Raw genomic sequence first — 25818 nt, forward strand, 5'->3', positions numbered from 1 at the left:
GCGCTGTTCATTGTACCACCTCTTTGATGAGAAGATTTCTGGGGAGTGTTAGTCCGTGCTGGTGAATCCGATCCGCCATGGTCTGAGATATGCCATGGAACTCGAAGCGTCCCTGATCTCGCTGGACGGTGTGGACGTATCGCATCATGAGTGAGGTCGTATAGTTCTCATGGTGTCGCGAGGTCACTGCCTCGATCGTGTTGACCCGCCTTATGCCGGCGGAGTCGCGTTCCAGCTGGATAATGACATCGATGGCGCCGTTGATCTGATCTCTGACGGTCTCGACCGGCAGCGTGACATCAGACATGGAGGACAGCGTCTCCAGACGGCTTAGCGCATCGGTTGCGGAGTTGGCGTGCACGGTGGTCAGTGAGCCCTCGTGACCGGTGTTCATCGCCTGGAGCATGTCGAGTGTCTCTCCGCCGCGGACCTCGCCAACGATGATGCGATCGGGGCGCATACGCAGTGAGTTTCTCACCAGATCCCGAATCGTCACCTGCCCTGTGCCCTCGGTATTGGCCGGACGCGCCTCCAAACGGACCACGTGGGGCTGCTGCAGGGATAGCTCGGCGGCGTCCTCAATAGTGATGATCCGCTCTCGATCCGAGATCATCCCGGACAGTGCATTGAGGAAGGTGGTTTTTCCGGATCCGGTCCCGCCGGAGACGAGAATGTTGAACCGAGCGGCTACCAGCGCGCCCAGGAGATTAGCGGCTTCCTGGGGCAAGCTGTTTCGAGCGACGAGATCGGAGAGACGGAAGGGCTGAGGGAACCGTCGGATGGTAATGGTCGGTCCGTCGAGCGCCAGCGGCGGAATGATGACATTGACACGTTCTCCGCCGGGGAGACGTGCGTCCACCATGGGGCTGGACTCGTCCACGCGGCGGTTGACCGAGGAGACGATGCGGTCAATGAGCTGATACAGCTCGGCCTCGGATGTGAAGCGAGTGGGGACTCTTTCGATCCGTCCGGATCGCTCAATGAAGACGTCCTCCACACCGTTGACCATGATCTCGGTGACGGAATGATCTGCGATGAGGGGTTCGAGCACCCCTAGCCCAACGGCGTCGTCGATCACTCGTTTGACGAGCCAGGCCCGCTCGCGGGGCGACATGACAGGGCCCTCGAGGGACAAAAGTCGTGAGAGCACCCGTTCCAGACGGGCTCGCTGCTGGGCGAGCTCTAGCCCGGCGACCTCTTCAAGGTCGATCTCATCCAGCAGCCGGGTTCGGTAGAGGGCCACTAGGTCCTCTCGGCTGCCAGTTGACTGCCGTTTTCCTCCTTGGGGCTGGGCGACCCGATCTCGTAGTGCCATCTCAGCGCTCAGGGAAGTAGGCCGTGCGTGTCACGGTGATGTGCTTACTGGTAATCGATGGGATGCCGATCGGAACCCGAGCGGTGACCTGAACACAGTGACCGGAACCGCAATCGTCCGACACGGACTCCAGCCGTACCCAGGCAGGTAGGGCTTTGTGTGCTGCCTGCTCGGGTGAACGCCCCAGCATTGCCGCGCGAGCGCCGTCTCGGGCGGCTGCGCTGACGGAGGTGACCGTGGAGACGGCGAGGAAGCCCTGAACGAGGAACATGGTGACCAGGACCAGAATCGGCACGAACCCAATGAGTTCAATATCAAGGACGCCTTGCTCATCGTGACGTAGGCGGTTGATCAGGCGCTTCGGGGACGAGGTGAGACAGGTAGAGCGGGCGGCTGTGGTTGTGGTCGTAGTACTCATCACTTCTCCCAGACGATTCCGGCACTTGCAGACGTATCCATATCGACAACGGAGAGGACCGGTAACGTGACGGTCACCCTGTCCGCGCCGGAGCGTGTCACCTTGGTGCGTGCGGCATAGCTGTTGGGCAGGCGACTGGTGACCTCCTGCTGCACCTGACCCGGGCTCTTCCCGATGCCGTAGGCGTGAGCCGCCTCGTTGGCGGCATGTGTGGCGTACATGTAAGAGACTCCGATGCTGAGTGCTTGGATGCACATCAGAATCACGACGGTGGCCAAGGCGAAGACCACAGGGAACTCCACCGTGATCTGGCCCCGCTCCGAGCGGCGACGCTTGCGACCTCGTCGCGAGACCTTGGTCGAGCTGTCCGCCATGCTCCGATCGGGAGCACTGCCAGGGCTTGGCGCCGTTCCAGCCACGATGGCGCCGGCAATGGACCGGGTGGCTTTAGCCATGGCGGGAACCTTCGATGTCAGCAAGGTATTGGAGTTGACGGCCATCTCGATCTGAGTCGTCAGATCGGGAATGCTGGCCGTCAGCGCCACTCCCGTCATTTTCGCGGCGGTGGCCGGCTGGATCTCACGTTGCCGGCTGGTCAGGTTGACCACCAGTCCGAAGGGGCGTCCACGGGCGATATCGAGACGGTCGAGCGCGTCGCTCAGTCTGCGTACCGAGCGCAGAGCGGGCGCATCGGGGGTTGCGACGATGAGGGCTCGATCGGCGGAGTCGAGTGCCATGGCCAGGATGTCGTCAAGCCGGTTGCCGCAGTCCAGGACCACGTGGTCGAACTGGTATCGCAACATGGTGAGGATCTGCCGCGTGGCCGACTCCGTCAGCATCTCACCGGCCTCTCCCTGCTCCGGGGCGGGCAGGAGCGCGATCCCACCGGGGAGGGGATACATGACCTCGGAGATCTCTCTGGCGCTGACTTCCGCCGCGATGTCGGCCAGGTCGGCGATGGACCGGCGCACCGAGATCCCGGTCATGGCGGCGAGATCACCACCGCGGACGTCGAGATCTACCAGGCAGGTGCGAGCTTCCTGAGCGAGCTGAGCGGCAGCCATGAGCGCGACCGTCGAGGTGCCCACGCCGCCCTTGGCACCGACGACGGCAGTAATCGTGCCTTGGCGACGAGCGGTGACCTCTTCCCGGCTCGAGGCTTCGCTGCGAACCGCCCGCGACCACGCCAGGACCGGGAGCAGGCGGTTCGTGATCTCCTCAAGCGACAAAGGTAGCCCCAGCACGGTCCGTGCCCCGGCGTCCATCGCCGCCACAACGCTTTCGGAGGTGCGAGTCCGGCTTAGCAGAACAATGGGAATGAGTGGGTAGGTGCGGGAGAGTTCTTGAACAGTGGGCAGGGCGATGCGCCCCTCCAACGCCTCGTCGACCAGAATGCACGATGCGACGTCCGGCTCCAGAAACCCTCTCAGCTTCTCAGGCGATGCGACAGTACGGACTTCGCCAAGTTCCTCAGCCTCGGCCATAGCCGCCAGCACCTGTTGGCGGGTCTCCTCATGATCGGTCATCAGGTACTGCATCAGTTTGCTCCTTGGGCGGGAGTTCCGGGGTTGGCGGAGTACTCGGGGATTTGGGCGCTGCCCTGGTCGCCGTCCCGGCGCAGAAGGAGACGGACCTTCGTAGAGAAGCTCTCGGCGTAGGCGAGCTTGAGCGACTGCTCGGGTGTCAGCGAGAAGGTCACCGGGACGCTGTCCTTCTCCTCGGAGAAGTTCCCATTCTCGTCCTTGTCCTGGACCTTCGTGGTCACACCGACCTCGGTGATGAGCGCGTTCTGGATGATGATCTCGGCCTTCTGCCCCTTGGTGTTGGGGTCCTCCACCGTTGAGACGATGTCGACTCGGGAACCCGGAGTGACCTTGCCGGCGACGCCGGTTTCGGCGTCGATCATGATCGACACCTCGCGATATCCCTCCGCCAGCTGTGGAGGGTCCTGCAGCATGCTGGTCTGCAGCACCGCTCCCTTGTTGTAGGTGGACGCTGCCACCTTGCCCTTGAGGTCATTGACGTCATGGATGGCATCGTCGGGAACCCACCGCTTGGGAACCTGTTCGGTTACCACGTCGGCCGCAGTGACCTCCTTGAGCTCGTTCACCTGCTGCGACAGTTTGAGGACGGTCGTCATCGGGCCGACTTGCGATGAGATCGACTGGACGTAGCTGAACATGGCCACGAAGGTGACCACTGCTCCGAGGGCTGTGACGAGGATGAGTAGGACGCCTCGCCGTTGACGCGGATTCATTGGGACTCCTTGATTGGGTGGGGGGCGGAAGCGCGGGGCGCCCGTGTGGATACGTTGGGCCATGTGCCGCACAGGAGACATCCCTGTGGGACGGCCAGTTGACCGCAGTAGGGGCAGAAGGTCCGGGTGAGGGGCGCAAGCGCCTGCGACACAAGAGGACCGGGGTCGGTGATGAGCATGGTCATTTCCGCCCAAGACTTGGCCGGCCAGGTGCGAGACATGGGGAGCAGGGGTTCTCGGTGGAGCCCCAGAGAGGGCAGGCTGCCTGTGACTCGGTTCTGCTCGTCGTCCGCGGCCCAGATCGCCAGGCCTCCCTGAGGCGGCTTGTTCCAGACCACGTCTTTGACCTTGGTGACACTGCTTTGCGCCTCACCCAGGTCGAGGGTGAAACAAGAACCCGGCATCATCGACTGCAGGTGCTGCCCGATGGTGGGTGAAGGGCTGGTGAGCCTGCTGACCGAGCTGAGAGCGACCCTTGTGCGTAATGCGGGCTGCAACGCGTTGACCACTGTCTGCGCTTGACCGTAGGCCCGGGGGTGAAGCTGCAGCAGGCAGTAGGCCAGCGCGCGAAAACGCGTCTCTGGTTCATTCAGAGCCAGGATGCCGAGGTCCTTGCGTTTGAGGATCCCCCGAACCATGCGAGCGGCGTGCTCCTCCTCCCCGGTGCGGCACAGCAGTAGGGCTGGTCCCTGACCGGACCGCTGGAGGATGGTGACGGCTTGCCCCATGTCCCAGTCCTTAGTGGCGTCCGGGCGGGGCCGGGAGTCGGCGAGTACAAGCATGAGAGGCCTTACGGTGTCGTGACTCTGCAAGGGGAGGAGTCGATGGGATCGGGTGGGTGGAAGGGGAGGCGGCATGGTTCTGAGCGGTGGTCGTCGCTGGGCCAGAAAGTTACGAAACGGCAACGATTAGGTGGTGTGACATGAAGTATTATGAAGTATTACTTATGATTCTGTGTAGTTCTTCCCATGAGATGTGGTGTCGTTCTTTGTGTCAGACGATTGTCAGCGGCCAGGTGAGCAGGGTGCCGGCGATGAGGTAGGGGCCGTAGGCCATGGGGTCTTTGCGTGACGCCCGGTGGGTGATGAGCAGGAACAATGCGCCGATCCCACCCAGGAAGACTCCGGTACACAGTCCGAAGACGAGCAGCCAGGGGTTGAGCCACCCCAGCCAGAGGCCGATCACTGCGCCGAGCTTGACGTCTCCTAGCCCTAGGCCGGTGTGGGCGAACGCCAGGGCCAGGCTGATGCCGCCCACTGCCAGTGCGCAGAGCGCTGCGGTGAGGGCGGTGTGAGTCCTGTCGGGATCTAGGACGACGGCGACCACACCGCATATGGCCAGCCAGGCGGCGGTGGCGCCCAGCAGGCGGTTGGGGAGGAGGTGTGCCACGGCGTCGACGCTTCCGGCGCATCCGAGCAGTGCGTACACGGGGATGGCGGTGAGTGTTGTGGTGGTGGCGCCTATCCGTCCCCCCCACCAGGCGCAGATGAGGCATAGGGTCAGGGCCAGCAGTCCTTGGGGTACTGCGTTGAGGAGGCCGGGATGTTTCAGTGTCGGACACTTGGGTGAAGCGGGAGGGGCGGAGGAGGTCCGTGAAGGCGTCCGGGTGTCCTCTCGTGCGTCGGTCGTGACGTCGTTCGCGGCGTCTTGCGGGGCGTCCGCCGCGGAGCGGACGCCGGTATCAGTCGTGTTCTCGTTGTTGAAGGGCTCTCGCACGTAGCGCCTTGTCCACGCGGAGACCGGACCGGCGATGAGTGCGACGGAGCCGAGTGCCGCAGCGCCGAGTAACCAGGGTTGGAGAGACATGGAGGAGCCTTTTAGTGAACCGAGTGGAGAATGTTGTTTTGGCGTCCCTCTGAGTCGGGGGCGGACGGCGGGGGCGGTTCAGTAGGGGGTGCCGTCAGGACACTCCCCTTGCGGATTCCCAGGCGAGAGGCATCTCCCTGTCGCATCTCGACGACAGCCGTCGCGAGCAATCGGGGCATTCCCATCCGGTTCGGCGGCATTGTTGTCACCGCGACGACCTTCCCTCTGCGTCCCACGTAGACAATGTCGATCGTGTGGCGCATGCGGAAGGAGTGCACCCAGTTGCAGTGAGTGATCCACAGGGCTCCGTCAATCGAGTCGGTGCCGAGCAGGCCGATGTTGCGTTCGCGCCGAGTGTGCGCGATCCACAACGCCAGCCCGGTGTCTTGCCCGTCCACGGTGAGGTGGGGGAGGCCGTCTGCCGAAACGGTGGACCAGGTGGGTGTCGTCGTGCTCATGTTTAGTGATGGTAGAAGAGATGATTTGAGTTTTGTCAGGGGGTGTTCGCCCCATCGTCATGGGATAAGGCGGGCAGTACGGTTCATTTTTGGCGTGTCCAGCACCACGCCCTCGCTTCGCCGTCCGCCCTGGCGCAATCCCGCGGCACACGGGTACCCTGGCCGGCGGTGCCCGCTGAAGGGTTACCGCATCTCCATTCCGTTCCCAGCGACGTCGGCTCCGGCCCAGGCCCCCAGGGCCTGCTCGGCTCAAGCACGATATCGTGACGCGGGTCTGCCGCGGCGGGAACCGACGGGCCCCTGACTGCGGGGCTCCGGACGTCGCATCGGGCGTGCCCCGATCCTGGCGGGCCGGCCCTCTCCGCGGTGGTGTGCGCCGTCGAGCCACCGGTGGGGGAGCGGCCCGGCATGCAGGCAGCAGCCAGAAACAGACTCACGTCCTGATGGAGAATCAGTAGTGCCCACTATTCAGCAGCTGGTCCGTAAGGGCCGCTCGACGAAGCGCTCCGCGTCCAAGACGCCGGCGCTCAAGGCCAGCCCGCAGCGCCGTGGCGTGTGCACCCGTGTGTACACCACGACCCCCAAGAAGCCGAACTCCGCCCTCCGTAAGGTCGCCCGTGTGCGCCTGTCCACCGGTATCGAGGTCACGGCCTACATCCCCGGTGAGGGCCACAACCTCCAGGAGCACTCCATCGTGCTGGTGCGCGGTGGTCGTGTGAAGGACCTTCCCGGTGTCCGCTACCACATCGTGCGCGGCGCCCTCGACACCCAGGGTGTCAAGGGCCGCCAGCAGGCGCGTTCCAAGTACGGCGCCAAGAAGGAGAAGAAGTAATGCCTCGTAAGGGTCCCGCACCCAAGCGCCCGCTCGTCGTCGACCCCGTCTACGGCTCGCCGGTCGTCACCCAGCTCGTCAACCGCGTCCTGCTGGACGGCAAGAAGTCCACCGCCGAGCGCATCGTCTACGGCGCCCTGGAGGGTGTGCGCTCCAAGACGGACCAGGACCCGGTCTCCGTCCTCAAGCGCGCGCTGGACAACATCCGCCCCGCACTGGAGGTCCGCTCCCGTCGCGTCGGCGGCGCCACCTACCAGGTGCCCGTCGAGGTTCGCCCCAGCCGCGCCACCACCCTGGCGCTGCGCTGGCTCGTGGACTTCTCCCGCCAGCGCCGCGAGAACACCATGACCGAGCGTCTCATGAACGAGATCCTCGACGCTTCCAACGGCCTGGGCGCCGCGGTCAAGCGTCGCGAGGACATGCACCGCATGGCCGAGTCCAACAGGGCCTTCGCCCACTACCGCTGGTAATACCGGTAGCAACTCCGCACCCCACACGAACGAAGGACACCACCAGTGGCACTTGACGTGCTGACAGACCTCACCAAGGTCCGCAACATCGGCATCATGGCTCACATCGATGCCGGTAAGACCACCGTGACAGAGCGCATCCTGTTCTACACGGGCATCAACTACAAGATCGGCGAGACGCACGACGGCGCCTCGACGATGGACTGGATGGAGCAGGAGCAGGAGCGCGGTATCACCATCACCTCCGCGGCCACCACCTGCTTCTGGAAGAAAAACCAGATCAACATCATCGACACCCCCGGCCACGTGGACTTCACGGTCGAGGTCGAGCGCTCCCTGCGCGTGCTCGACGGCGCCGTCGCGGTCTTCGACGGCAAGGAGGGCGTGGAGCCGCAGTCCGAGACGGTGTGGCGCCAGGCGGACAAGTACAACGTCCCCCGCATCTGCTACATCAACAAGATGGACAAGCTGGGCGCCGACTTCGACTTCTCCGTCCAGACCATCCGGGACCGCCTCCACGCCACCCCGATTGTCCTCAACTTCCCGATCGGCGCCGAGAGCGAGTTCTCCGGCCTCGTCGACGTCCTGGAGATGCGGGCCATCCGCTTCCCCGAGAAGGACGCCGATGGCAAGGACACCCGCGGCTCCGTCGTCGAGTACGAGGAGATCCCCTCCGAGCTCGTGGCCAGGGCCGAGGAGCTGCGCGGCCAGCTGGTCGAGACGGTCGCCGAGGCCGATGACACCCTCATGGAGAAGTACCTCGAGGGCGAGGAGCTCAGCGTCGCCGAGCTCAAGGCCGGCATCCGCAAGCTCACCGTGGCCGGCGAGGCCTTCCCGGTCCTGGCCGGGTCCGCCTTCAAGAACAAGGGCATCCAGCCCGTGCTCGACGCCGTCCTGGACTACCTGCCCTCCCCGCTCGACGTCCCCGACGTCGAGGGCCACGCCGTTGGCAACGAGGAGGAGGTGCTCACCCGCCCGGCCGACGAGAAGGCCGCCTTCTCCGCGCTGGCCTTCAAGGTGGCCACCCACCCCTTCTACGGCAAGCTCGTCTACGTGCGCGTCTACTCCGGCAAGGTGGCCCAGGGCGAGATGGTCCTCAACGCCACCAAGGGCAAGAAGGAGCGCATCGGAAAGCTCTTCCAGATGCACTCCAACAAGGAGAACCCGGTGGAGGAGGCCCACGCCGGCCACATCTACGCCTTCATCGGTCTCAAGGACGTCACCACCGGTGACACCCTGTGTGCTCAGGGCTCCCCGATCGTCCTGGAGTCCATGACCTTCCCGGACCCGGTCATCCACGTGGCTATCGAGCCCAAGACCAAGGGTGACCAGGAGAAGCTGGGTGTGGCCATCCAGAAGCTCTCCGAGGAGGATCCCACCTTCACCGTCTCCCTCGACGAGGAGACCGGCCAGACCGTCATCGGCGGTATGGGCGAGCTCCACCTGGACGTGTTCGTGGACCGCATGCGCCGCGAGTTCAAGGTCGAGGCCAACGTGGGCGCCCCGCAGGTCGCCTACCGCGAGACCATCCGCAAGAAGGTGGACAAGGTCGAGTACACCCACAAGAAGCAGACGGGTGGCTCCGGCCAGTTCGCCAAGGTGCAGATGAGCTTCGAGCCCCTTCTGCCCGACGAGGCCGCAGAGACCGCCGACGGCGAGAAGGCGCACTACGAGTTCGCCAACGCCGTCACCGGTGGTCGTGTGCCCCGCGAGTACATCCCCAGCGTGGACGCCGGGGTCCAGGACGCCATGCTCACCGGTGTCCTGGCCGGCTACCCGATGGTGGACATCAAGGCCACCCTCATCGACGGCGCCTACCACGAGGTCGACTCCTCCGAGATGGCCTTCAAGATCGCCGGTTCCATGGCGTTCAAGGAGGGTGCCAAGAAGGCCTCGCCGGTCCTCCTCGAGCCCGTTATGGCCGTCGAGGTCCGTACTCCCGAGGAGTACATGGGCGACGTCATCGGTGACCTCAACTCCCGTCGCGGCATGATCGCCTCGATGGAGGACGCCGTCGGCGTCAAGGTCATCCGCGCCAATGTCCCCCTGTCCGAGATGTTCGGCTACGTCGGCGACCTGCGCTCCAAGACGCAGGGACGTGCCGTCTACTCCATGGCCTTCGACTCCTACGCTGAGGTTCCCAAGAACGTCGCCGACGAGATCATCGCCAAGGTCAGGGGCGCCTGACGTCCGTGCACCGGGGGCCCGCACCGGTTGCACGAACCGCGGCGGACCCCCGGCCCGGCGGCGCCCTGCGCGCAGGCCGGGACCCAGTTCAGTAAGATTTCCAACATCCACCAGTAGAGACTCTCGACGCCCGGACGGCTAGCATGTGTGCTAGTCGAATCCCGACGAAGAGAACTACCCGAGTCCCAGGAGGACACCAGTGGCCAAGGCCAAGTTCGAGCGGACCAAGCCGCACGTCAACATCGGAACGATCGGTCACGTCGACCACGGCAAGACGACGCTGACCGCTGCGATCTCCAAGGTTCTGCACGACGAGTACCCCGAGCTGAACCCCTTCACCCCCTTCGACGAGATCGACAAGGCTCCCGAGGAGCGTCAGCGCGGTATCACCATCAACATCGCGCACGTCGAGTACGAGACCGACAAGCGCCACTACGCGCACGTCGACGCCCCCGGTCACGCCGACTACATCAAGAACATGATCACCGGTGCCGCCCAGATGGACGGCGCGATCCTCGTGGTCGCCGCCACCGACGGCCCGATGGCCCAGACCCGCGAGCACGTCCTGCTCGCCCGCCAGGTGGGCGTCCCCGCCCTCCTCGTGGCCCTCAACAAGTCCGACATGGTGGACGATGAGGAGCTCCTCGACCTGGTCGAGATGGAGGTGCGCGAGCTCCTCTCCTCCCAGGACTACGACGGCGACGAGGCTCCCGTCATCCGCGTCTCCGCTCTTAAGGCCCTCGAGGGCGACGCCGAGTGGGCCGGCAAGATCAAGGAGCTCATGGATGCGGTGGATGAGTACATCCCCACCCCCGAGCGCGACATGGACAAGCCCTTCCTCATGCCCATCGAGGACGTCTTCACCATCACCGGTCGCGGCACCGTCGTCACCGGCCGTGTGGAGCGCGGCAAGCTCCCGATCAACTCCGAGGTCGAGATCCTGGGTATCCGTGAGGCCCAGAAGACCACGGTCACTGGTATCGAGATGTTCCACAAGCAGATGGACGAGGCCTGGGCCGGCGAGAACTGTGGTCTGCTCCTGCGCGGCACCCGTCGTGAGGACGTCGAGCGTGGCCAGGTCATCTGCAAGCCCGGCTCCATCACCCCGCACACCGAGTTCGAGGGCCACGTCTACATCCTCACCAAGGACGAGGGCGGCCGCCACAACCCCTTCTACTCGAACTACCGTCCGCAGTTCTACTTCCGCACCACGGACGTCACCGGTGTCATCACCCTGCCCGAGGGCACCGAGATGGTCATGCCCGGTGACACCACCGAGATGACCGTCGAGCTCATCCAGCCCATCGCCATGGAGGAGGGCCTCGGCTTCGCCATCCGCGAGGGTGGCCGCACCGTCGGCTCCGGCCGCGTCACCAAGGTCATCAAGTGACCTACTGACGCCCCGCGCCTCCGCGTAGCACCAGACCTCCCCGGTCGGAACAGCCGTTCCGACCGGGGAGGTCTTTTTCGGGCTCCATCGAACCCGACGGAACTGTTGACCGAAAATGCGAATAGTCACGCGAACGACACCATTTCTGCGAATCCGTGACGTCTGCGTAACGAATGGCGTCGCAATGCAGTAACGGACGATTTCAGATCCATTACTGATCCTGATTTTGCTCGCTCTTCCGACTAGTTTATCGACTGTATCCGGGCGCGTGGACGCCGACGCATATTAGCGAGTGATTCCAGCGCCGTTCCGTTTCGTGATATGGAGCCTTAATCTTGCTGCGTCGTCGTACCGTCGTCTCGCGCCTGCGCAAACTCGTCGCCAGCGCCGCGGTGCTCACCTGTGCGGCAGCCGCTTTCGCGGGCATCGAGAGGCCTTCGGCCGCCGCAGCCCCTCCTGGCCTGCCCTCCGACGCCCTGCCGGCGGTCTTCGCCCAGGGCGGTACCAGCCGCTACCGGGACACGATCCAGTGGCTCCAGTGGGCGGACTACGGAAGCAACTTCGCCGGCAAGACCAAGCCGAATGTTCCCGTACTCGACTACGGGCAGCGCAAGACGTTCACCAACTATCGAGATATGGGAGAAGCAGGATATCTGGTCACCACCTGCAATCTGTCCAATCTCAAGCACATCGGTCACCAACGGGGATTTCCTGACGATCTTGCTCGCGGCCCGCTGGTGGCGACTATTCCGGGGACCTGGGCTGGCGACATTCTCGACAACCTCTATAACATCGGAGGAGCCGGGGGCTGGAGCGACGGCGGCTCGGAGTGGCATGCCGGCCTGAGTTACCCGGCCAACTATGTCAACAACAACCAGATGGTCATCGGCCTGGCCAACGGCTACGCCTACAACGGGGACAAGACTTGGGACGGCAAGGACAAGAACGACCGCCGCGCCGACCGCACCCCGACCGGCGGCTACTCGCGGATCAGCTTCGATGTCTCCTGTTCGGCTGCCCTTCAGGCCCCCGACGGCAGTTCCACGCCAGTGGCCCTCAATGGTCTGGTCTTCGCCGATGCCGAGGCCTCCAACCCCAGTGGTAGTGGCGACCCCTTCGACGGCGAGTGGATCCAGGCCCAAGTTCCCCGCGACCAGCGAGTCACCTGGCGCCTCCTCGACGGCGGACGCTCCACGAACTGCCTCGACACCCGTGGAGGCAGCTGGGAGCCCGTCACCACCCGCGCAACTCTGTCGAACGGGAACCGCACTCTGCGGCTGGACAACACGGCGCAGGAGTGCGTCTATCAGAATGGCGGAGGCTACTCCAAGCCCAACGGTATCGGAGGGCCGGCGGTCTCCATGTTCATGGAGGGGGCTACCAGCGCCACCATCACCATGCAGGGATCCGGTTACTCCGCCGTCGCCCTGGGCCTGGTCCTGGCCACCGACTTCGGTGACGCGCCGGCGTCCTACGGCAGTGCCTCCGCTCTCCTGCAGCCCACCTGGCAGGGTGGCGAGGTGACCGCGCACAACGGCAACGACTTGTTCGGAGGTCGCCTCATCAACTCCACCCGCATGTACGCCTCCGGACCGTACCTGGGCTCCTCGATCGACGCCGAGTCCCAGCAGCGTTTCAGCGACGGCGCCGACGGCGATGACAACGATGGCTGGTACGGCAACGACGAGGACGGTGTCTCCATCTCGTCCGCGGGCATCTCGACCGCGCCCGGGCAGAACGTCACCATGAACGTCCGCTGCGGCGGTGGGGGAGCGGTCGCCGGCTGGATCGACTGGAACCACAACGGCGTCTTCGACTCTGCAGAGAAGAGCAGCCAGGCCGTCTGCGACAGCCGAGCGAACGCGAGGCTGAAATGGACTGTGCCCGAGGATGTCGTGCGCAGCATCGACGGAGAGGCCGGCTCCTATCCCCACACCTACTTGCGTGTGCGGACAGCCAAGGCAGACGAGGACCTCAAACCGACCGGAAGCACTGTGGGGGGTGAGGTGGAGGACTACCGGCTCGCGGTGCGCGTCCCCACCATCCAGCTCGTTAAAGAGGTGCAGGCGCCCTACGCGGGGCAGGTCGGGGCTCTAAAGGCCGATCAGTGGACGCTCAAGGCCCAGCAGGGCAATGGCGCTTCCTCCTCCCAGCTGGTGACCGGCACCGTCGACACCGGGATCAAGACGGCGCGTCAAGGTCAGTACCTCCTGTCCGAGTCCTCCGACAACCCCCAGGCCACTGGATACGAGGCCGGCGGGTGGCAGTGCTACCAGACTCCTGGAACCGCTGGAAACTGGAACAACTCGACTTATGGATCCCAGACCGTCATGTTCAAAGGGCCTGACCGCATCACCTGCGCCATCACCAACACGACCAAGCCCGGTGCGCTGACCTGGACCAAGACCGACCAGGATGGGAAGACGCCCCTGGGCGGAACGTCCTGGGAGCTCAGCGGTCCCGATGTTCCAGCCGGCACCGTCATCGAGGACTGTCAGGCGGCCGGCTGCCCAGCTGGCGCCTATCAAGACACCAACCCGGCTCCGGGTGCCTTCGATGTCGGCGGGCTGCCGTGGGGCAGCTACTCCATCACCGAGCAGACCGCTCCGAGTGGCTACCAGCGCCTCGGGACGACACTGGTCTTCGACGATGTCTCCGGAGCGAACCTCACGGCCCGGCTCAAAGACACCACCGGCGTCACCAAGGGGGCTGTGACGAACCAACGCCTCACCGGATCGGTGTCCTGGAAGAAGCAGGACACCACCGGCAACGCGCTCAAGGATTCCGAGTGGACGCTCAGCGGCCCGGGGGTCCCGGCCAAGACCACCATCGTTGACTGCGTCGTCACCGGAGCCAAGGGGCAGTGCCCGAGCGGTCCCTATGCGGACACCGACCCAGCGGTCGGCTCCTTCACGGTCAGCGGGCTGCCCTGGGACTCCCGCTCCTACTCCCTCGTGGAGAAGCGAGCCCCTGCCGGGTACCGGCTTGACACGACGAGCCGCTCCTTCGTCATCAAGCCCGATGCCCTCCAGTACTCCTTCTCGAAGGCCTTCACCAACGAGAAGGCGCCCACCCCCCGCCTGCCGCTGACGGGCGGACGCGGTGCGCACATCTTCCTGATTGCGGGAGCGGTCGTCTCCGGCCTCGCAATCCTCACCGGACTCCTAAGGAGGCGCCGTCACCGCAACCTCGACTGAGCCGCCCGTCGGCATCCGCAAGGAGCACCGGAGACGCCAGTAATGCCGTCGGATACGACGGAGCCGTCCACCGGAGAACACACTCCCTATCCATGCCTCTGCCATGCGTCCGCATCTCCCCGCGGCGCACAGTGAAAGGAAATCCCAACCCATGAAGTACAACGCCAGCACGCTGGGGCGTCGGGCTGCTGCCGCAGCCGGCGTCCTCACCCTGGCCTTCCTCGGCCTGGCCCCCATGGCCCAGGCTGAGGATGCCAACTACGGAAACATCAAAGAGGATGCGAAGGGTTCCCTGATCATCCACAAGCACCTCAACGGGGACGGCAACCCCATCGGTGCCGCCGACGGTACTGAGGTGCCGAACGCCAACAAGGGCGAGCCCGTTCAGGGTGTCGTGTTCACCGCCTACCCGATCACCGACATCAATCTGACGAAGTCGGAGGACTGGACCAAGATCAGCGCACTGTCCGCGCCCGGAGCGATTCCGGACAGCGCTTGCGCCAACCCCACCGCTCCCACACTGGCAGGGCACACGCTGGGCAGCGGCATGCCCTCCTCCGAGACCGACGGCCAGGGCTCCGCCACGATCATGCAAATGCCCGTCAAGGCCTACCTCGTCTGCGAGACGAAAGCTCCCAGTGACATCGTCCAGAAGGCCAAGCCCTTCGTCGTGACGATTCCTCACCCGAACACCGCTGCCGAAGACGCTAACGGCAAATGGCTCTACGACGTCAACGTCTACCCCAAGAACGAAGCCATTGACCTTGAGAAGACCATTGAGGAGCAGAAGACCAACGGCTACGGCATCGGCTCCCTGGTGAAATTCCCGGTGAGCTCCGAGCTGCCAACCCTCGACGCCAAGTCCTACTACAAGTACTACCAGCTCAAGGACACTCTGGACTCTCGGCTCTCGGAGGTGACTGCCACTAACGTGACTGTCGATGGAAACGCGCTCGACCCCGCCGACTACGTTGTCGCAACCAACAACCAGACGGTGACCGTTACCTTCACCGCCTCTGGCTTGGCCAAGCTCAAGGCCGCCCCGAACAAGAAGGTGTCGGCCACCTTCCAGGGCAAGGTGACTTCGATCACTGACGGCGACATCAAGAACACCGCCCAGCTCATCTCCGACACTGTCTACGCTGAGCAGCCCCCGACTCCCGAGACCCCGCCGACCGACCCCGTCGATCCTCCGAAGAGTAACGAGGTAATCAGCCACTGGGGCGACCTGACGATCAAGAAGGTCGATGCCAAGGACAAGGCTCAGAACAAGGCCGGCCTCAAGGGTGCCGAGTTCCAGCTCTTCAAGGCCAAGAACGCCTATGCGGGTACCTGCACCAAGGAGCCGGAAGGCAATGCGATCTCCGTTGACGGCAAGACCACTCTTACCACCGACGGCGACGGCGCCATCAATATCAAGGGCCTGTTCGTCTCCGACTCCATCGACGGGGTGAACCGCGACAACCAGGTCAATGCCACCGAGCGCTGCTACGTCCTGGTCGAAACCAAGGCGCCCACCGGATTCGTCCTGCCCTCGGGCCAAGACGCCATGACTGCTGTCAAGGTCCAGGCCGGTGCCGTGACCACTGACAACGTCACCATCGAGAACAGCAAGCAGGCGGTTCCGGGTCTGCCTCTGACCGGTGCTAACGGCATGCTCATCCTGACCGCCTCCGGCGCGGCTCTGCTGATGATCGCCGTCGGCTCCGTCCTCGTGGCCCGCTACCGCGAGCGCAAGCAGACCGCGAACCTCGCCGTCTGAGGATGACCGGCGGGGGCCGGGCCCCGTGGAGTCCGGCCCCCGCCGGAACGATCCCGCCGGAACGGTCTCGCCTCAGTGCCGTGGTGACTATGAGGCCGTGACCTGAGCGGCAACGTGCAGGCGCTCGACGAACCTCGATCCGTCGAGCGCCTGCACCTTCATGTGCGAACCTGCACCATCTCCACCCCGGACACCGACCCTGGAAGCGCACGAGGCCCCATGATCTCCCGCACCGCACGCAAACCCCGCACCTCCCGGACCCCGCGCACACGCGCCTCGAGCACCCAGAAGCACCGCCGTCCCCGCGTCTGGCGCCTGTCGATCTCCGCCCTGGTCACCTCCATCATGGCGATCGCCGGCATGGGGCTCCTGGCCTATCCGACGGCGGCATCCTGGATCTCCCAGTACAACCAGTCGAAGGTGACTGCCGACTACTCCGCCCAGGTCGACGACGCCCGGCCCGATGCCAAGACCCAGATCGCCCAGGCCCACGCCTACAACGAGGCGCTCTCCGCCGGCGCGGTCCTCGAGGCCAACAACCATGTCCCCACCGGAGCCGGCTCCAGCTCCGACAGTTCCCTGAGCTACGCCTCGATCCTCAAGGCCAACGAAGAGGGCCTCATGGCCCGTCTCAAGATTCCCTCCATCTCCCTGGACCTGCCCGTCTATCACGGAACCGCTGACGACACCCTGCTCAAGGGGCTGGGACACCTGGAGGGCACCTCACTGCCGGTCGGGGGAGAGGGGACCCGCTCGGTCATCACCGGGCACCGCGGCCTGGCCGAGGCCACCATGTTCACCAACCTGGACAAGGTGAAGAACGGCGACAGCCTCATCATCGAGGTTTTCGGTGAGGTCCTCACCTACCGAGTCATCAGCACTAAGGTCGTTGAGCCCGAGGAGACCGAGGCACTGCGCGCCGAGGACGGCAAGGACCTGCTCACCCTGGTGACCTGCACGCCGCTGGGTATCAACACCCACCGCATCCTGCTGACCGGCGAGCGCATCTACCCGACCCCGGCCAAGGACATCGCGGCAGCGGGCAAACGCCCCGACGTTCCCCATTTCCCCTGGTGGGCCGTCGCGCTGGCGGGTGGCCTCATCGTCGTGGGGCTGTACCTGTGGCGCTCGGGCTATGCGGCTGCCCGGGCCAAGGAGCGCAAGGAACGAGCGTTGGCCCGCAAGCGGGACGAGGAGCAGGAGCCGCGCCCCCAGACCTGGGAGGAACAGATGCAGAAATGGATGGACGACGACGCCGGCGTCGAGCCCCGGCGCTGGTTCACCGACCTGCCGATCCCGCCGCAGCCCTCCGAGGCGGAGAACCTGGAGCTTCTGGAGGAGATCGCGTCTCTGTCGAAGCCGTCGGGTAGGTCGGATGTTCAGGAGCTCATCGACACCACGGAGATCCCGGTGATAGGTGCGACACGCCCGAGCGCGGGTGCCAGTGGGCGGACTCACAGGCCCTAGGCCCCTTCTTGGGTTCCGCTGCCGGTGCGGGCCCTGATAGCGTAATGCGGCCGGCTACGGGCGTGCTCCTGCATGCTCCCGAGCTGTGCCACCCCGGGGGTCACCCGGGATTCATTCTGACGGACCCGTTCCTCCTGAACGGGTTTCCGTGTGTCCAGACCGGTCACCGCCTCCCGCCAACGGGAGAGGTGCGCGTCGCCCTGCGACACGCCCGAGCGCGTGGACCGGCCAGAAGCAAGTACAAGAGAGGTTAGGCGCCATGGCGGGACAGAAGATCCGCATCCGGCTCAAGTCCTACGACCACGAGGTCATCGACTCCTCGGCGCGCAAGATCGTCGACGTCGTGACCCGCGCTGGTGCGACGGTCGTGGGCCCGGTGCCGTTGCCGACCGAGAAGAACGTGTTCTGCGTGATCCGGTCGCCGCACAAGTACAAGGACAGCCGCGAGCACTTCGAGATGCGCACGCACAAGCGGCTGATCGACATCGTCGACCCGACGCCCAAGGCCGTCGACTCGCTCATGCGTCTCGACCTGCCCGCTGACGTCAACATCGAGATCAAGCTCTGAGGACTGCCATGACAACGCTTAACACGCCGGCTGCCGCCGCGCCTGCCAAGGCGCTGCTCGGCACCAAGCTCGGCATGACGCAGATCTGGGACGAGAACGGGGTCCTGCGCCCGGTGACCGTCGTCCGGGTCGACACCAACGTCGTGACCCAGGTCCGCACCATCGAGACCGATGGCTACGAGGCCGTTCAGCTCGCCTTCGGCGACATCGACGCCCGCAAGGTCACCAAGCCGCTCGCCGGCCACTTCGCCAAGGCCGGGGTTGCCCCCCGTCGCCACGTGGCCGAGGTGCGCACCTCCCTGGCGTCGGAGTTCACCCCCGGCCAGGAGCTGGCCGCAGACACCTTCGAGGTCGGCCAGCTGGTCGACGTCACCGGAACCTCCAAGGGCAAGGGGTTCGCCGGTGTCATGAAGCGCCACGGCTTCGCCGGTGTGGGCGCCTCCCACGGTGCTCACCGCAACCACCGCAAGCCCGGCTCCATCGGCGCCTGCGCCACCCCCGGCCGCATCTTCAAGGGGCTGCGCATGGCCGGCCGCATGGGCCACGCGCGCCGCACCGTCCAGAACCTCAAGATCCGCGGCATCGACGTTGACAAGGGCGTTCTGCTCGTCAACGGCGCGATCCCCGGCCCCAAGGGCTCGGTCGTCGTCGTCCGCACCGCCGTGAAGGGAGCCTGAGACCATGACTGAGGCACTCACCGTCGACGTCGTCGACTCCGCGGGCAAGAAGACCGGCAGCGTCGAGCTGCCCGCCGAGGTCTTCGACGCCCCCCTCAACATTCCGCTCATGCACCAGGTGGTCGTCGGCCAGCTCGCCGCGGCCCGGCAGGGCACCCACGCCACCAAGACCCGCGGCGATGTCCGCGGCGGCGGCCGCAAGCCCTACCGCCAGAAGGGCACCGGTCGTGCCCGTCAGGGCTCGACCCGCGCCCCGCAGTTCGTCGGAGGCGGCACCGTCCACGGCCCCCAGCCACGCGACTACACCCAGCGGACCCCCAAGAAGATGAAGGCCGCCGCCCTGCGCAGCGCCCTGTCCGACCGCGCCCGCAATGGCCGCGTCCACGTCATCACCGAGTTCGTCACCACCGCAGTGCCCTCCACCAAGAACGCCCTGGTCGCGCTGCGCAACCTCACCGACCGCAAGGCCCTGGTGATCGTGGACCGTCAGGACGACCTGTCCAGGCTCAGCCTGCGCAACGCCCCCGAGGCGCACGTCCTGTGGGCCGACCAGCTCAACACCTACGACGTTCTCAAGTCCGACGACGTTGTCTTCACGGCCTCTGGCCTGGACGCGTTCCTGGGCAAGGGTGAGGAGGAGTCCAAGTGAGCCTCGAGAAGTCCAAGAACCCCCGCGACGTCATCATCGCGCCGGTGGTCTCCGAGAAGTCCTACGCCTGCATGGACCGTGGCCAGTACACGTTCATCGTGGCGCCGGGCTCCAACAAGACCGAGATCAAGCAGGCCGTCGAGGCCATCTTCAACGTCAAGGTCTCCTCGGTGAACACCATCAACCGCAAGGGCAAGACGCACCGCACCCGCACCGGGATCGGCAAGTCCAAGGACACCCGCCGTGCGATCGTCACCCTGCGCGAGGGGACCATCGACATCTTCGGTGATGTGGCCTAGTGCGCCACGGAAGGTAAAGGACCGATATGGGAATCCGTAAGTACAAGCCCACGACCCCGGGTCGTCGCGGCGCCTCCGTGGCCGACTTCGTGGAGATCACGCGCAGCACGCCCGAGAAGTCGCTGGTGCGCCCGCTGAGCAAGTCCGGTGGACGTAACTCCTCCGGCCGCATCACCACCCGCCACAAGGGCGGTGGCCACAAGCGCGCCTACCGTCTCATCGACTTCCGTCGTCACGACAAGGACGGCGTGCCCGCCAAGGTCGCTCACATCGAGTACGACCCCAACCGCACCGCGCGCATCGCCCTGCTGCACTACGTCGACGGCGAGAAGCGCTACATCATCGCCCCGAACAAGCTCCGTCAGGGCGACGTCGTCGAGGCCGGTCCGGGCGCGGACATCAAGCCCGGCAACAACCTGCAGCTGCGTCACATCCCCACCGGTACGGTCGTCCACGCGGTCGAGCTGCGTCCTGGCGGCGGAGCCAAGATCGCCCGCAGCGCCGGCACCTCCGTCCAGCTGGTTGCCAAGGAGGGCAAGTACGCGCAGCTGCGCATGCCCTCCGGCGAGATCCGTAACGTGGAGGCCGCCTGCCGCGCCACCATCGGCGAGGTCGGCAACGCCGAGCAGTCCAACATCAACTGGGGTAAGGCCGGCCGCATGCGCTGGAAGGGCGTGCGCCCGACTGTCCGCGGTGTCGTCATGAACCCGGTGGACCACCCGCACGGTGGTGGTGAGGGCAAGACCTCCGGTGGTCGTCACCCCGTCTCGCCGTGGGGCAAGCCCGAGGGCCGCACCCGTCGTCCCAACAAGTCCAGCGACCGCCTCATCGTGCGTCGTCGTCGGACCGGCAAGAAGCGCTGATAGGAGCCTGAATCATGCCGCGTAGTCTGAAGAAGGGTCCCTTCGTCGACGACCACCTCCTCAAGAAGGTGGACGCTCAGAACGAGAAGGGCACCAAGAACGTTATTAAGACCTGGTCCCGCCGTTCGGTCATCACGCCGGACTTCCTGGGGCACACCTTCGCCGTCCACGACGGTCGCAAGCACGTGCCGGTCTTCGTTACCGAGTCCATGGTGGGCCACAAGCTCGGTGAGTTCGCTCCGACCCGCACCTTCCGCGGGCACGTCAAGGACGACCGCAAGTCGCGTCGCTGACGGACGTCGGAAAGTTTGAGAGGCAGAGAACATGGAAGCCAAGGCGCAGGCCAAGTACGTGCGCTGCACGCCGATGAAGGCGCGCCGGGTCGTGGACGTCGTCCGCGGCAAGCGCGCCGTCGAGGCCGTCAACGTGCTCCGTTTCGCCCCGCAGGCCGCTGCGGTGCCGGTGCGCAAGGTCCTCGAGTCCGCAATCGCCAATGCCCGGTTCAAGGCTGAGCGTGACGGTGAGCGTTTCGATGAGAACGACCTGTTCATCATCGAGGCGTTCGCCGACGAGGGTCCCACCCTCAAGCGGTTCCGTCCCCGGGCACAGGGCCGGGCCAGCAGGATCCTCAAGCGCACCAGCCACATCACCGTCATCGTCGGGGACAAATCCGACGCCGCAACGAAGGAAGGAGCCCGGTAATGGGGCAGAAGGTCAACCCGACCGGGTTCCGCCTGGGCATCACCACGGACCACCGCTCGCGCTGGTTCGCCGACTCCACCAAGCCCGGTCAGCGTTACCGCGACTTCGTGGAGGAGGATGTCAAAATCCGCCGCCTCATGGAGGACGGCATGGAGCGGGCCGGTATCTCCAAGGTCGACATCGAGCGCACCCGTGACCGCGTGCGCGTCGACCTGCACACCGCCCGCCCCGGTATCGTCATCGGTCGCCGCGGAGCCGAGGCCGAGCGCCTGCGCGGTCAGCTCGAGAAGCTGACCGGCAAGCAGGTCCAGCTCAACATCCTCGAGGTCAAGAGCCCCGACCTGGACGCCCAGCTGGTCGCCCAGGGCATCGCCGAGCAGCTCGCTTCGCGCGTGTCCTTCCGCCGCGCGATGCGCAAGGGCATGCAGTCCGCGATGCGCGCCGGCGCCAAGGGCATCCGGGTCCAGTGCTCCGGCCGCCTGGGCGGCGCCGAGATGAGCCGCAGCGAGTTCTACCGCGAGGGGCGCGTGCCGCTGCACACCCTGCGCGCGAACATCGACTACGGCTTCTACGAGGCCAAGACCACCTTCGGCCGCCTCGGCGTCAAGGTGTGGATCTACAAGGGCGACATCACCGAGCGCGAGTTCGCCCGCCAGCAGGCCGAGTCCGGCTCCCGTGGCCGGGGCCGGGGCGAGCGCCGCGGCGGCCGTCGTGGCGACCGCGGTGAGCGCGGTTCGCGTCAGAACACCGAGCAGCAGCAGGCAGCCGAGCAGACGCCGGCCGCCGAGACCGCTGCCGCAGACCAGGGAACGGAGGCCTGAGCCGTGCTCATCCCCCGCCGGACCAAGTTCCGCAAGCAGCACCGCCCGCACCGCACGGGCCTTTCCAAGGGCGGCAACCAGATCGCCTTCGGTGAGTACGGCATCCAGGCTCTCGAGCCCGCCTACATCACCAACCGCCAGATCGAGGCGGCCCGTATCGCCATGACCCGCCACATCAAGCGTGGCGGCAAGGTGTGGATCAACATCTTCCCGGACCGCCCCCTGACCAAGAAGCCCGCCGAGACCCGTATGGGTTCCGGTAAGGGTGCACCCGAGTGGTGGATCGCCAACGTCAAGCCCGGACGCATCCTGTTCGAGCTCGGCGGCGTCGACGAGGCCCTCGCCCGCGAGGCCATGCGCCGCGCACAGCACAAGCTTCCGATGAAGACCCGTTTCGTGACTCGTGAGGGTGGTGACGTCTGATGGCAATCGGTTCCAAGGGCCTGACCCCCGCCGACCTCGACGGCATGGACAACGAGCGCCTCGCCGAGGAGCTCTCCAAGGCCAAGGCCGAGCTGTTCAACCTCCGGTTCGCCTCGGCGACCGGCCAGCTCGAGGACCACGGACGTCTCAAGGCTGTGCGTCGCGACATCGCCCGTATCTACACGATCGTGCGCGAGCGTGAGCTCGGTATCCGCACCGCCCCGAGCACGGAGGAGTCCAAGTGAGCGAGCAGACCAGCACCGAGAACGTCGAGCAGGCCACCGAGCGCCCCCAGCGCAAGGTGCGTCGCGGCTACGTCGTCTCCGACAAGATGGACAAGACGGTTGTCGTCCTCGTCGAGGAGCGCTACAAGCACTCCCTGTACGGCAAGGTCCTCCGTCGTTCCAAGAAGGTCAAGGTCCACGACGAGCACAACGAGGCCGGCGTCGGCGACCTCGTCTCCATCATGGAGACCCGTCCGCTGAGCGCCACCAAGCACTTCCGCCTCCTGGAAATCCTCGAGCGCGCCAAGTGACCCTCGGCTGAACGCCGCTCTCGACGACATCGGGACGGCTTCCGACGCCGCAGCATCCCACCCGGGAGGCTGCGGCGTCGGCGTTGTTGCCGTGTGTGCCTAGCGTCTTCCCTCCTGTTCGTAGGAGGGGCTCTGGGCACGTACCTTGGAGGGATCGCTTCAGTAGGTGGGGTGGGCGCGAGCGACTCGGGACGCGAACACCCCCGTGCAGTCGCGCTCAGCCTCGGCTGGGAGCGCTCTGCAGCGTTGCTCTGCTTGGAAGTCGCTGGGTCTGCGACGCCGTCGGCCGGCATCTTCGGGAACCGGACCTGGAGCGTGCCGCTCCTGGCTGGTCCCGGCCGTGGTGCAAGGCTGCTAGTCAGGCGGATCGGGAACTGCGTTCTCCGGCCAGAACGTACTTCTCCCGCAAACGATGGTGCTGGTACCCCAGTTGTCTGCAGGAAAGCGCAGTCCTCGATGGAAAGGTAAGTTGCCGATCAGGGCCGGCCCGGGGCATCAATGCCGGAAGGCCGGGAAAAGCCGGTGAGCAAAGGCACAGGGCGGGGTGTCGGTCTCAGGTACCGCTCGATGCGGCGGCTGGACTAGGCTAATGGAGTTGTGCGCGTCCTCGGTGCGCCCGGCAGAGACCTCGTGCAGTCTGCGCCTGTGTCTGCCGGGAGAGCGTACCGCGGACATCCCCTATCCCTGGGTCGGCCTCGTGCGGCCTGCGGCCGGGGGAGACGTGTGCAAGACCAGAAGAACGTTCGGCCAGGCTCGGGAGCTTCCTGAGAACCGGCTCGACGACAGGAGAACACTCAATGATCCAGCAGGAGTCGCGACTGAAGGTCGCCGACAACACCGGTGCCAAGGAGATCCTTTGCATCCGTGTTCTCGGTGGATCGGGTCGGCGCTATGCGGGTATCGGCGACACCATCGTCGCCACCGTCAAGGACGCCATTCCCGGCGGCAACGTGAAGAAGGGCGAGGTCGTCAAGGCCGTCGTCGTGCGCGCCCGCAAGGAGCGTCGTCGTCCTGACGGCTCGTACATCCGCTTCGACGAGAACGCCGCCGTCATCCTCAAGAACGATGGGGAGCCGCGCGGTACGCGCATCTTCGGCCCCGTCGGCCGTGAGCTTCGCGAGAAGAAGTTCATGCGCATCGTCTCGCTCGCCCCGGAGGTGATCTGAACATGGCACGCATCAAGAAGGGCGACCAGGTCATCGTCATCGCCGGTAAGGACAAGGGCAAGACCGGCCGCGTCCTGGAAGTCCTCAAGGACGCTGACCGCGTCATCGTCGAGGGCGTCCAGCGCGTTACCAAGCACACCAAGGTGGGGCAGTCCCAGCAGGGAGCCCGCACCGGCGGTATCGAGACCGTTGAGGCGCCGATCCACGCCTCCAACGTCATGCCCGTCGACCCCAAGACCAAGAAGCGCACCCGCGTGGGCTTCCGCGTCGAGGAGGGCGTGCGTCCCGACGGCCGCAAGCGCACCGTCCGCGTGCGCTACGCCAAGAAGAGCGGGGAGGACCTGTGACCATGGCCGATAAGATCACCCCCCGTCTCAAGACGAAGTACACCGAGGAGGTGCGCCCCGCCCTGCTTAAGGAGTTCCACCACGAGAACGTGATGGAGGTTGGGCGCGTCGTCAAGGTCGTCGTCAACATGGGTGTGGGCGAGGCCGCCCACGACTCCAAGATGATCGAGGGCGCCGTGCGCGACCTCGCTGCCATCACGGGTCAGAAGCCCCAGGTCACCCGGGCCCGCAAGTCCATCGCGCAGTTCAAGCTGCGTGAGGGCATGCCGATCGGCGCGCACTCGACGCTGCGCGGCGACCGCATGTGGGAGTTCCTGGACCGCCTGGTGTCCATCTCCCTGCCCCGCATCCGCGACTTCCGCGGTCTGAGCCCCAAGCAGTTCGACGGGAACGGCAACTACACCTTCGGGCTGACCGAGCAGGCCGTCTTCCACGAAATCGACCAGGACCAGATCGACCGCGTCCGCGGCATGGACATCACCGTGGTGACCACGGCCAAGACCGATGAGGAGGCCCGCTCGCTGCTCAAGCAGCTCGGCTTCCCCTTCAAGGAGAAGTGACATGGCGAAGACCGCTCTGATTGAGAAGGCGAACCGCAAGCCCAAGTTCGGTGTCCGTGCCTACACGCGCTGCCAGCGCTGCGGCCGCCCGCACTCGGTGTACCGCAAGTTCGGCCTGTGCCGTATCTGCCTGCGCGAGATGGCCCTTCGTGGCGAGCTCCCGGGCGTGAGCAAGTCCAGCTGGTAAGAACTTACGTCGCAGGTCCGGTAAGGAAACCACGACGAGGAAGGGCCAAGGCCCACTCATGACAATGACAGACCCCATCGCAGACATGCTGACCCGTCTGCGCAACGCAAACAGCGCCTACCACGACACCGTGTCGATGCCGTCGAGCAAGCTCAAGGTGAACATCGCTGAGATGCTCAAGGCCGAGGGCTACATCGCCGGCTACGAGGTCACGGACGCCGAGGTCGGCAAGACGCTCACGCTGAGCCTCAAGTACGGAGCCAACCGCCAGCGGGCCATTCAGGGCCTGCGCCGGATCTCCAAGCCCGGCCTGCGCGTCTACGCCAAGTCCACCAACCTGCCCAAGGTCCTCGGCGGCCTGGGAGTGGCGATCCTGTCCACCTCCTCCGGCCTCCTGACCGACAAGCAGGCCGAGTCGCGCGGCGTGGGCGGCGAAGTCCTCGCCTACGTCTGGTAAGAGAA

The 25818-nt window shown here is 65.5% G+C and carries 30 protein-coding genes; 23 read left to right on the top strand and 7 right to left on the bottom strand.

Going from position 1 to position 25818, the window contains the following annotated elements:
• Positions 1 to 7: 7 nt before the first annotated feature.
• The 7 genes from FK256_RS10935 to FK256_RS10965 all read right to left on the bottom strand — a co-directional run bounded on the left by FK256_RS10935 (position 8) and on the right by FK256_RS10965 (position 6254).
• The gene (locus FK256_RS10935; protein ID WP_244936386.1) at positions 8 to 1243 is read right to left on the bottom strand and encodes a TadA family conjugal transfer-associated ATPase; all 1236 of its coding nucleotides are present in this window, start codon (positions 1241 to 1243) and stop codon (positions 8 to 10) included.
• Positions 1244 to 1316: 73 nt separating this feature from the next.
• Positions 1317 to 1733 (bottom strand): TadE/TadG family type IV pilus assembly protein, encoded by a 417-nt coding sequence (locus FK256_RS10940; RefSeq protein WP_141424787.1) that lies wholly within the window; start codon positions 1731 to 1733, stop codon positions 1317 to 1319.
• Positions 1733 to 3271 (bottom strand): CpaE/TadZ family protein, encoded by a 1539-nt coding sequence (locus FK256_RS10945; protein WP_141424788.1) that lies wholly within the window; start codon positions 3269 to 3271, stop codon positions 1733 to 1735. The genes FK256_RS10940 and FK256_RS10945 overlap by 1 nt, the downstream gene beginning before the upstream one ends.
• Entirely contained in the window at positions 3271 to 3990 is a 720-nt protein-coding gene (gene cpaB, locus FK256_RS10950) for a Flp pilus assembly protein CpaB (protein ID WP_141424789.1), read from the bottom strand. Before cpaB ends, FK256_RS10945 begins: the two co-directional genes overlap by 1 nt.
• The gene (locus tag FK256_RS10955) at positions 3987 to 4772 is read right to left on the bottom strand and encodes a hypothetical protein (RefSeq protein ID WP_141424790.1); all 786 of its coding nucleotides are present in this window, start codon (positions 4770 to 4772) and stop codon (positions 3987 to 3989) included. Before FK256_RS10955 ends, cpaB begins: the two co-directional genes overlap by 4 nt.
• Before the next feature lie 211 nt (positions 4773 to 4983).
• On the bottom strand, positions 4984 to 5796 hold the full coding sequence (locus FK256_RS10960) for a prepilin peptidase (protein WP_141424791.1): 813 nt from the start codon (positions 5794 to 5796) through the stop codon (positions 4984 to 4986).
• A gap of 11 nt (positions 5797 to 5807) precedes the next feature.
• A complete protein-coding gene (locus tag FK256_RS10965; RefSeq protein WP_141424792.1) occupies positions 5808 to 6254 on the bottom strand; it encodes a DUF192 domain-containing protein in 447 nt (148 codons plus the stop codon).
• A 457-nt stretch (positions 6255 to 6711) separates the two neighbouring features.
• On the opposite strand from FK256_RS10965, the gene rpsL reads away from it, so the two are divergent.
• The 23 genes from rpsL (at position 6712) to rpsH (ending at position 25813) form a co-directional block, all read left to right on the top strand.
• Positions 6712 to 7086, top strand: a complete 375-nt coding sequence (rpsL, locus tag FK256_RS10970) for a 30S ribosomal protein S12 (protein WP_003786082.1) — start codon at positions 6712 to 6714, stop codon at positions 7084 to 7086.
• The gene (rpsG, locus tag FK256_RS10975) at positions 7086 to 7556 is read left to right on the top strand and encodes a 30S ribosomal protein S7 (protein ID WP_009233252.1); all 471 of its coding nucleotides are present in this window, start codon (positions 7086 to 7088) and stop codon (positions 7554 to 7556) included. Before rpsL ends, rpsG begins: the two co-directional genes overlap by 1 nt.
• A 45-nt stretch (positions 7557 to 7601) precedes the next feature.
• Entirely contained in the window at positions 7602 to 9743 is a 2142-nt protein-coding gene (gene fusA / locus FK256_RS10980; protein ID WP_021607701.1) for an elongation factor G, read from the top strand.
• Between the two features lie 199 nt (positions 9744 to 9942).
• Positions 9943 to 11133: an elongation factor Tu gene (gene tuf / locus FK256_RS10985; protein WP_021607700.1), complete on the top strand. Its 1191-nt coding sequence runs from the start codon at positions 9943 to 9945 to the stop codon at positions 11131 to 11133.
• Positions 11134 to 11468: 335 nt separating this feature from the next.
• Positions 11469 to 14330, top strand: a complete 2862-nt coding sequence (locus FK256_RS10990) for a CshA/CshB family fibrillar adhesin-related protein (protein WP_141424793.1) — start codon at positions 11469 to 11471, stop codon at positions 14328 to 14330.
• A gap of 151 nt (positions 14331 to 14481) precedes the next feature.
• Complete coding sequence (locus tag FK256_RS10995; RefSeq protein WP_141424794.1) at positions 14482 to 16092, top strand: SpaH/EbpB family LPXTG-anchored major pilin; 1611 nt, start codon at positions 14482 to 14484, stop codon at positions 16090 to 16092.
• A gap of 219 nt (positions 16093 to 16311) precedes the next feature.
• A complete protein-coding gene (locus FK256_RS11000) occupies positions 16312 to 17559 on the top strand; it encodes a class C sortase (protein ID WP_141424795.1) in 1248 nt (415 codons plus the stop codon).
• 259 nt (positions 17560 to 17818) lie between these two features.
• Positions 17819 to 18127, top strand: coding sequence for a 30S ribosomal protein S10 (gene rpsJ / locus FK256_RS11005; protein ID WP_003786051.1), 309 nt, complete (start codon positions 17819 to 17821; stop codon positions 18125 to 18127).
• 8 nt (positions 18128 to 18135) lie between these two features.
• Positions 18136 to 18804: a 50S ribosomal protein L3 gene (gene rplC / locus FK256_RS11010; RefSeq protein ID WP_009233258.1), complete on the top strand. Its 669-nt coding sequence runs from the start codon at positions 18136 to 18138 to the stop codon at positions 18802 to 18804.
• A gap of 4 nt (positions 18805 to 18808) precedes the next feature.
• A complete protein-coding gene (rplD, locus tag FK256_RS11015) occupies positions 18809 to 19453 on the top strand; it encodes a 50S ribosomal protein L4 (RefSeq protein WP_003786068.1) in 645 nt (214 codons plus the stop codon).
• Positions 19450 to 19752, top strand: coding sequence for a 50S ribosomal protein L23 (gene rplW / locus FK256_RS11020; protein WP_009233259.1), 303 nt, complete (start codon positions 19450 to 19452; stop codon positions 19750 to 19752). The genes rplD and rplW overlap by 4 nt, the downstream gene beginning before the upstream one ends.
• A 26-nt stretch (positions 19753 to 19778) precedes the next feature.
• Positions 19779 to 20615, top strand: coding sequence for a 50S ribosomal protein L2 (gene rplB, locus FK256_RS11025; RefSeq protein ID WP_009233260.1), 837 nt, complete (start codon positions 19779 to 19781; stop codon positions 20613 to 20615).
• 14 nt (positions 20616 to 20629) lie between these two features.
• Positions 20630 to 20908 carry a 30S ribosomal protein S19 gene (gene rpsS / locus FK256_RS11030; RefSeq protein ID WP_003786073.1) on the top strand — a complete coding sequence of 93 codons (279 nt, stop codon included), beginning with the start codon at positions 20630 to 20632 and terminating at the stop codon, positions 20906 to 20908.
• 31 nt (positions 20909 to 20939) lie between these two features.
• Entirely contained in the window at positions 20940 to 21317 is a 378-nt protein-coding gene (gene rplV, locus FK256_RS11035) for a 50S ribosomal protein L22 (protein WP_003789298.1), read from the top strand.
• The gene (rpsC, locus tag FK256_RS11040) at positions 21317 to 22138 is read left to right on the top strand and encodes a 30S ribosomal protein S3 (RefSeq protein WP_003789299.1); all 822 of its coding nucleotides are present in this window, start codon (positions 21317 to 21319) and stop codon (positions 22136 to 22138) included. The genes rplV and rpsC overlap by 1 nt, the downstream gene beginning before the upstream one ends.
• A 3-nt stretch (positions 22139 to 22141) precedes the next feature.
• Complete coding sequence (gene rplP, locus FK256_RS11045; RefSeq protein ID WP_003781881.1) at positions 22142 to 22561, top strand: 50S ribosomal protein L16; 420 nt, start codon at positions 22142 to 22144, stop codon at positions 22559 to 22561.
• Positions 22561 to 22806, top strand: coding sequence for a 50S ribosomal protein L29 (gene rpmC, locus FK256_RS11050; RefSeq protein ID WP_009233261.1), 246 nt, complete (start codon positions 22561 to 22563; stop codon positions 22804 to 22806). The genes rplP and rpmC overlap by 1 nt, the downstream gene beginning before the upstream one ends.
• Complete coding sequence (gene rpsQ / locus FK256_RS11055; RefSeq protein WP_009233262.1) at positions 22803 to 23096, top strand: 30S ribosomal protein S17; 294 nt, start codon at positions 22803 to 22805, stop codon at positions 23094 to 23096. Before rpmC ends, rpsQ begins: the two co-directional genes overlap by 4 nt.
• Before the next feature lie 797 nt (positions 23097 to 23893).
• The gene (gene rplN, locus FK256_RS11060) at positions 23894 to 24262 is read left to right on the top strand and encodes a 50S ribosomal protein L14 (protein ID WP_003781898.1); all 369 of its coding nucleotides are present in this window, start codon (positions 23894 to 23896) and stop codon (positions 24260 to 24262) included.
• Positions 24263 to 24264: 2 nt separating this feature from the next.
• A complete protein-coding gene (rplX, locus tag FK256_RS11065; RefSeq protein WP_009233263.1) occupies positions 24265 to 24609 on the top strand; it encodes a 50S ribosomal protein L24 in 345 nt (114 codons plus the stop codon).
• 2 nt (positions 24610 to 24611) lie between these two features.
• Complete coding sequence (gene rplE / locus FK256_RS11070) at positions 24612 to 25169, top strand: 50S ribosomal protein L5 (RefSeq protein WP_009233264.1); 558 nt, start codon at positions 24612 to 24614, stop codon at positions 25167 to 25169.
• A gap of 1 nt (position 25170) precedes the next feature.
• Entirely contained in the window at positions 25171 to 25356 is a 186-nt protein-coding gene (locus FK256_RS11075; RefSeq protein WP_003781856.1) for a type Z 30S ribosomal protein S14, read from the top strand.
• 58 nt (positions 25357 to 25414) lie between these two features.
• Positions 25415 to 25813 (top strand): 30S ribosomal protein S8, encoded by a 399-nt coding sequence (gene rpsH, locus FK256_RS11080; RefSeq protein WP_003789305.1) that lies wholly within the window; start codon positions 25415 to 25417, stop codon positions 25811 to 25813.
• Positions 25814 to 25818: the final 5 nt, after the last annotated feature.

The sequence above is a fragment of the Actinomyces johnsonii genome (assembly GCF_006546835.1).
GTDB lineage: Bacteria > Actinomycetota > Actinomycetes > Actinomycetales > Actinomycetaceae > Actinomyces > Actinomyces johnsonii.

Excerpts from the sequence above, each read along its gene's own strand:
- FK256_RS10955 (WP_141424790.1), bottom strand. The coding sequence starts at position 4,772 with ATGCTTGTACTCGCCGACTCCCGGCCCCGCCCGGACGCCACTAAGGAC.
- rplX (WP_009233263.1), top strand. The coding sequence starts at position 24,265 with ATGGCACGCATCAAGAAGGGCGACCAGGTCATCGTCATCGCCGGTAAG.
- FK256_RS10940 (WP_141424787.1), bottom strand. The coding sequence starts at position 1,733 with ATGAGTACTACGACCACAACCACAGCCGCCCGCTCTACCTGTCTCACC.
- FK256_RS11000 (WP_141424795.1), top strand. The coding sequence starts at position 16,312 with ATGATCTCCCGCACCGCACGCAAACCCCGCACCTCCCGGACCCCGCGC.
- rpsS (WP_003786073.1), top strand. The coding sequence starts at position 20,630 with ATGCCGCGTAGTCTGAAGAAGGGTCCCTTCGTCGACGACCACCTCCTC.
- rplB (WP_009233260.1), top strand. The coding sequence starts at position 19,779 with ATGGGAATCCGTAAGTACAAGCCCACGACCCCGGGTCGTCGCGGCGCC.
- cpaB (WP_141424789.1), bottom strand. The coding sequence starts at position 3,990 with ATGAATCCGCGTCAACGGCGAGGCGTCCTACTCATCCTCGTCACAGCC.
- rplV (WP_003789298.1), top strand. The coding sequence starts at position 20,940 with ATGGAAGCCAAGGCGCAGGCCAAGTACGTGCGCTGCACGCCGATGAAG.
- rplN (WP_003781898.1), top strand. The coding sequence starts at position 23,894 with ATGATCCAGCAGGAGTCGCGACTGAAGGTCGCCGACAACACCGGTGCC.
- rplD (WP_003786068.1), top strand. The coding sequence starts at position 18,809 with ATGACTGAGGCACTCACCGTCGACGTCGTCGACTCCGCGGGCAAGAAG.
- rpsH (WP_003789305.1), top strand. The coding sequence starts at position 25,415 with ATGACAATGACAGACCCCATCGCAGACATGCTGACCCGTCTGCGCAAC.
- rpsJ (WP_003786051.1), top strand. The coding sequence starts at position 17,819 with ATGGCGGGACAGAAGATCCGCATCCGGCTCAAGTCCTACGACCACGAG.
- FK256_RS10945 (WP_141424788.1), bottom strand. The coding sequence starts at position 3,271 with ATGCAGTACCTGATGACCGATCATGAGGAGACCCGCCAACAGGTGCTG.
- FK256_RS10995 (WP_141424794.1), top strand. The coding sequence starts at position 14,482 with ATGAAGTACAACGCCAGCACGCTGGGGCGTCGGGCTGCTGCCGCAGCC.
- rplC (WP_009233258.1), top strand. The coding sequence starts at position 18,136 with ATGACAACGCTTAACACGCCGGCTGCCGCCGCGCCTGCCAAGGCGCTG.
- rplE (WP_009233264.1), top strand. The coding sequence starts at position 24,612 with ATGGCCGATAAGATCACCCCCCGTCTCAAGACGAAGTACACCGAGGAG.
- rpmC (WP_009233261.1), top strand. The coding sequence starts at position 22,561 with ATGGCAATCGGTTCCAAGGGCCTGACCCCCGCCGACCTCGACGGCATG.
- FK256_RS10960 (WP_141424791.1), bottom strand. The coding sequence starts at position 5,796 with ATGTCTCTCCAACCCTGGTTACTCGGCGCTGCGGCACTCGGCTCCGTC.
- FK256_RS10965 (WP_141424792.1), bottom strand. The coding sequence starts at position 6,254 with ATGAGCACGACGACACCCACCTGGTCCACCGTTTCGGCAGACGGCCTC.
- FK256_RS11075 (WP_003781856.1), top strand. The coding sequence starts at position 25,171 with ATGGCGAAGACCGCTCTGATTGAGAAGGCGAACCGCAAGCCCAAGTTC.
- rpsG (WP_009233252.1), top strand. The coding sequence starts at position 7,086 with ATGCCTCGTAAGGGTCCCGCACCCAAGCGCCCGCTCGTCGTCGACCCC.
- rpsC (WP_003789299.1), top strand. The coding sequence starts at position 21,317 with ATGGGGCAGAAGGTCAACCCGACCGGGTTCCGCCTGGGCATCACCACG.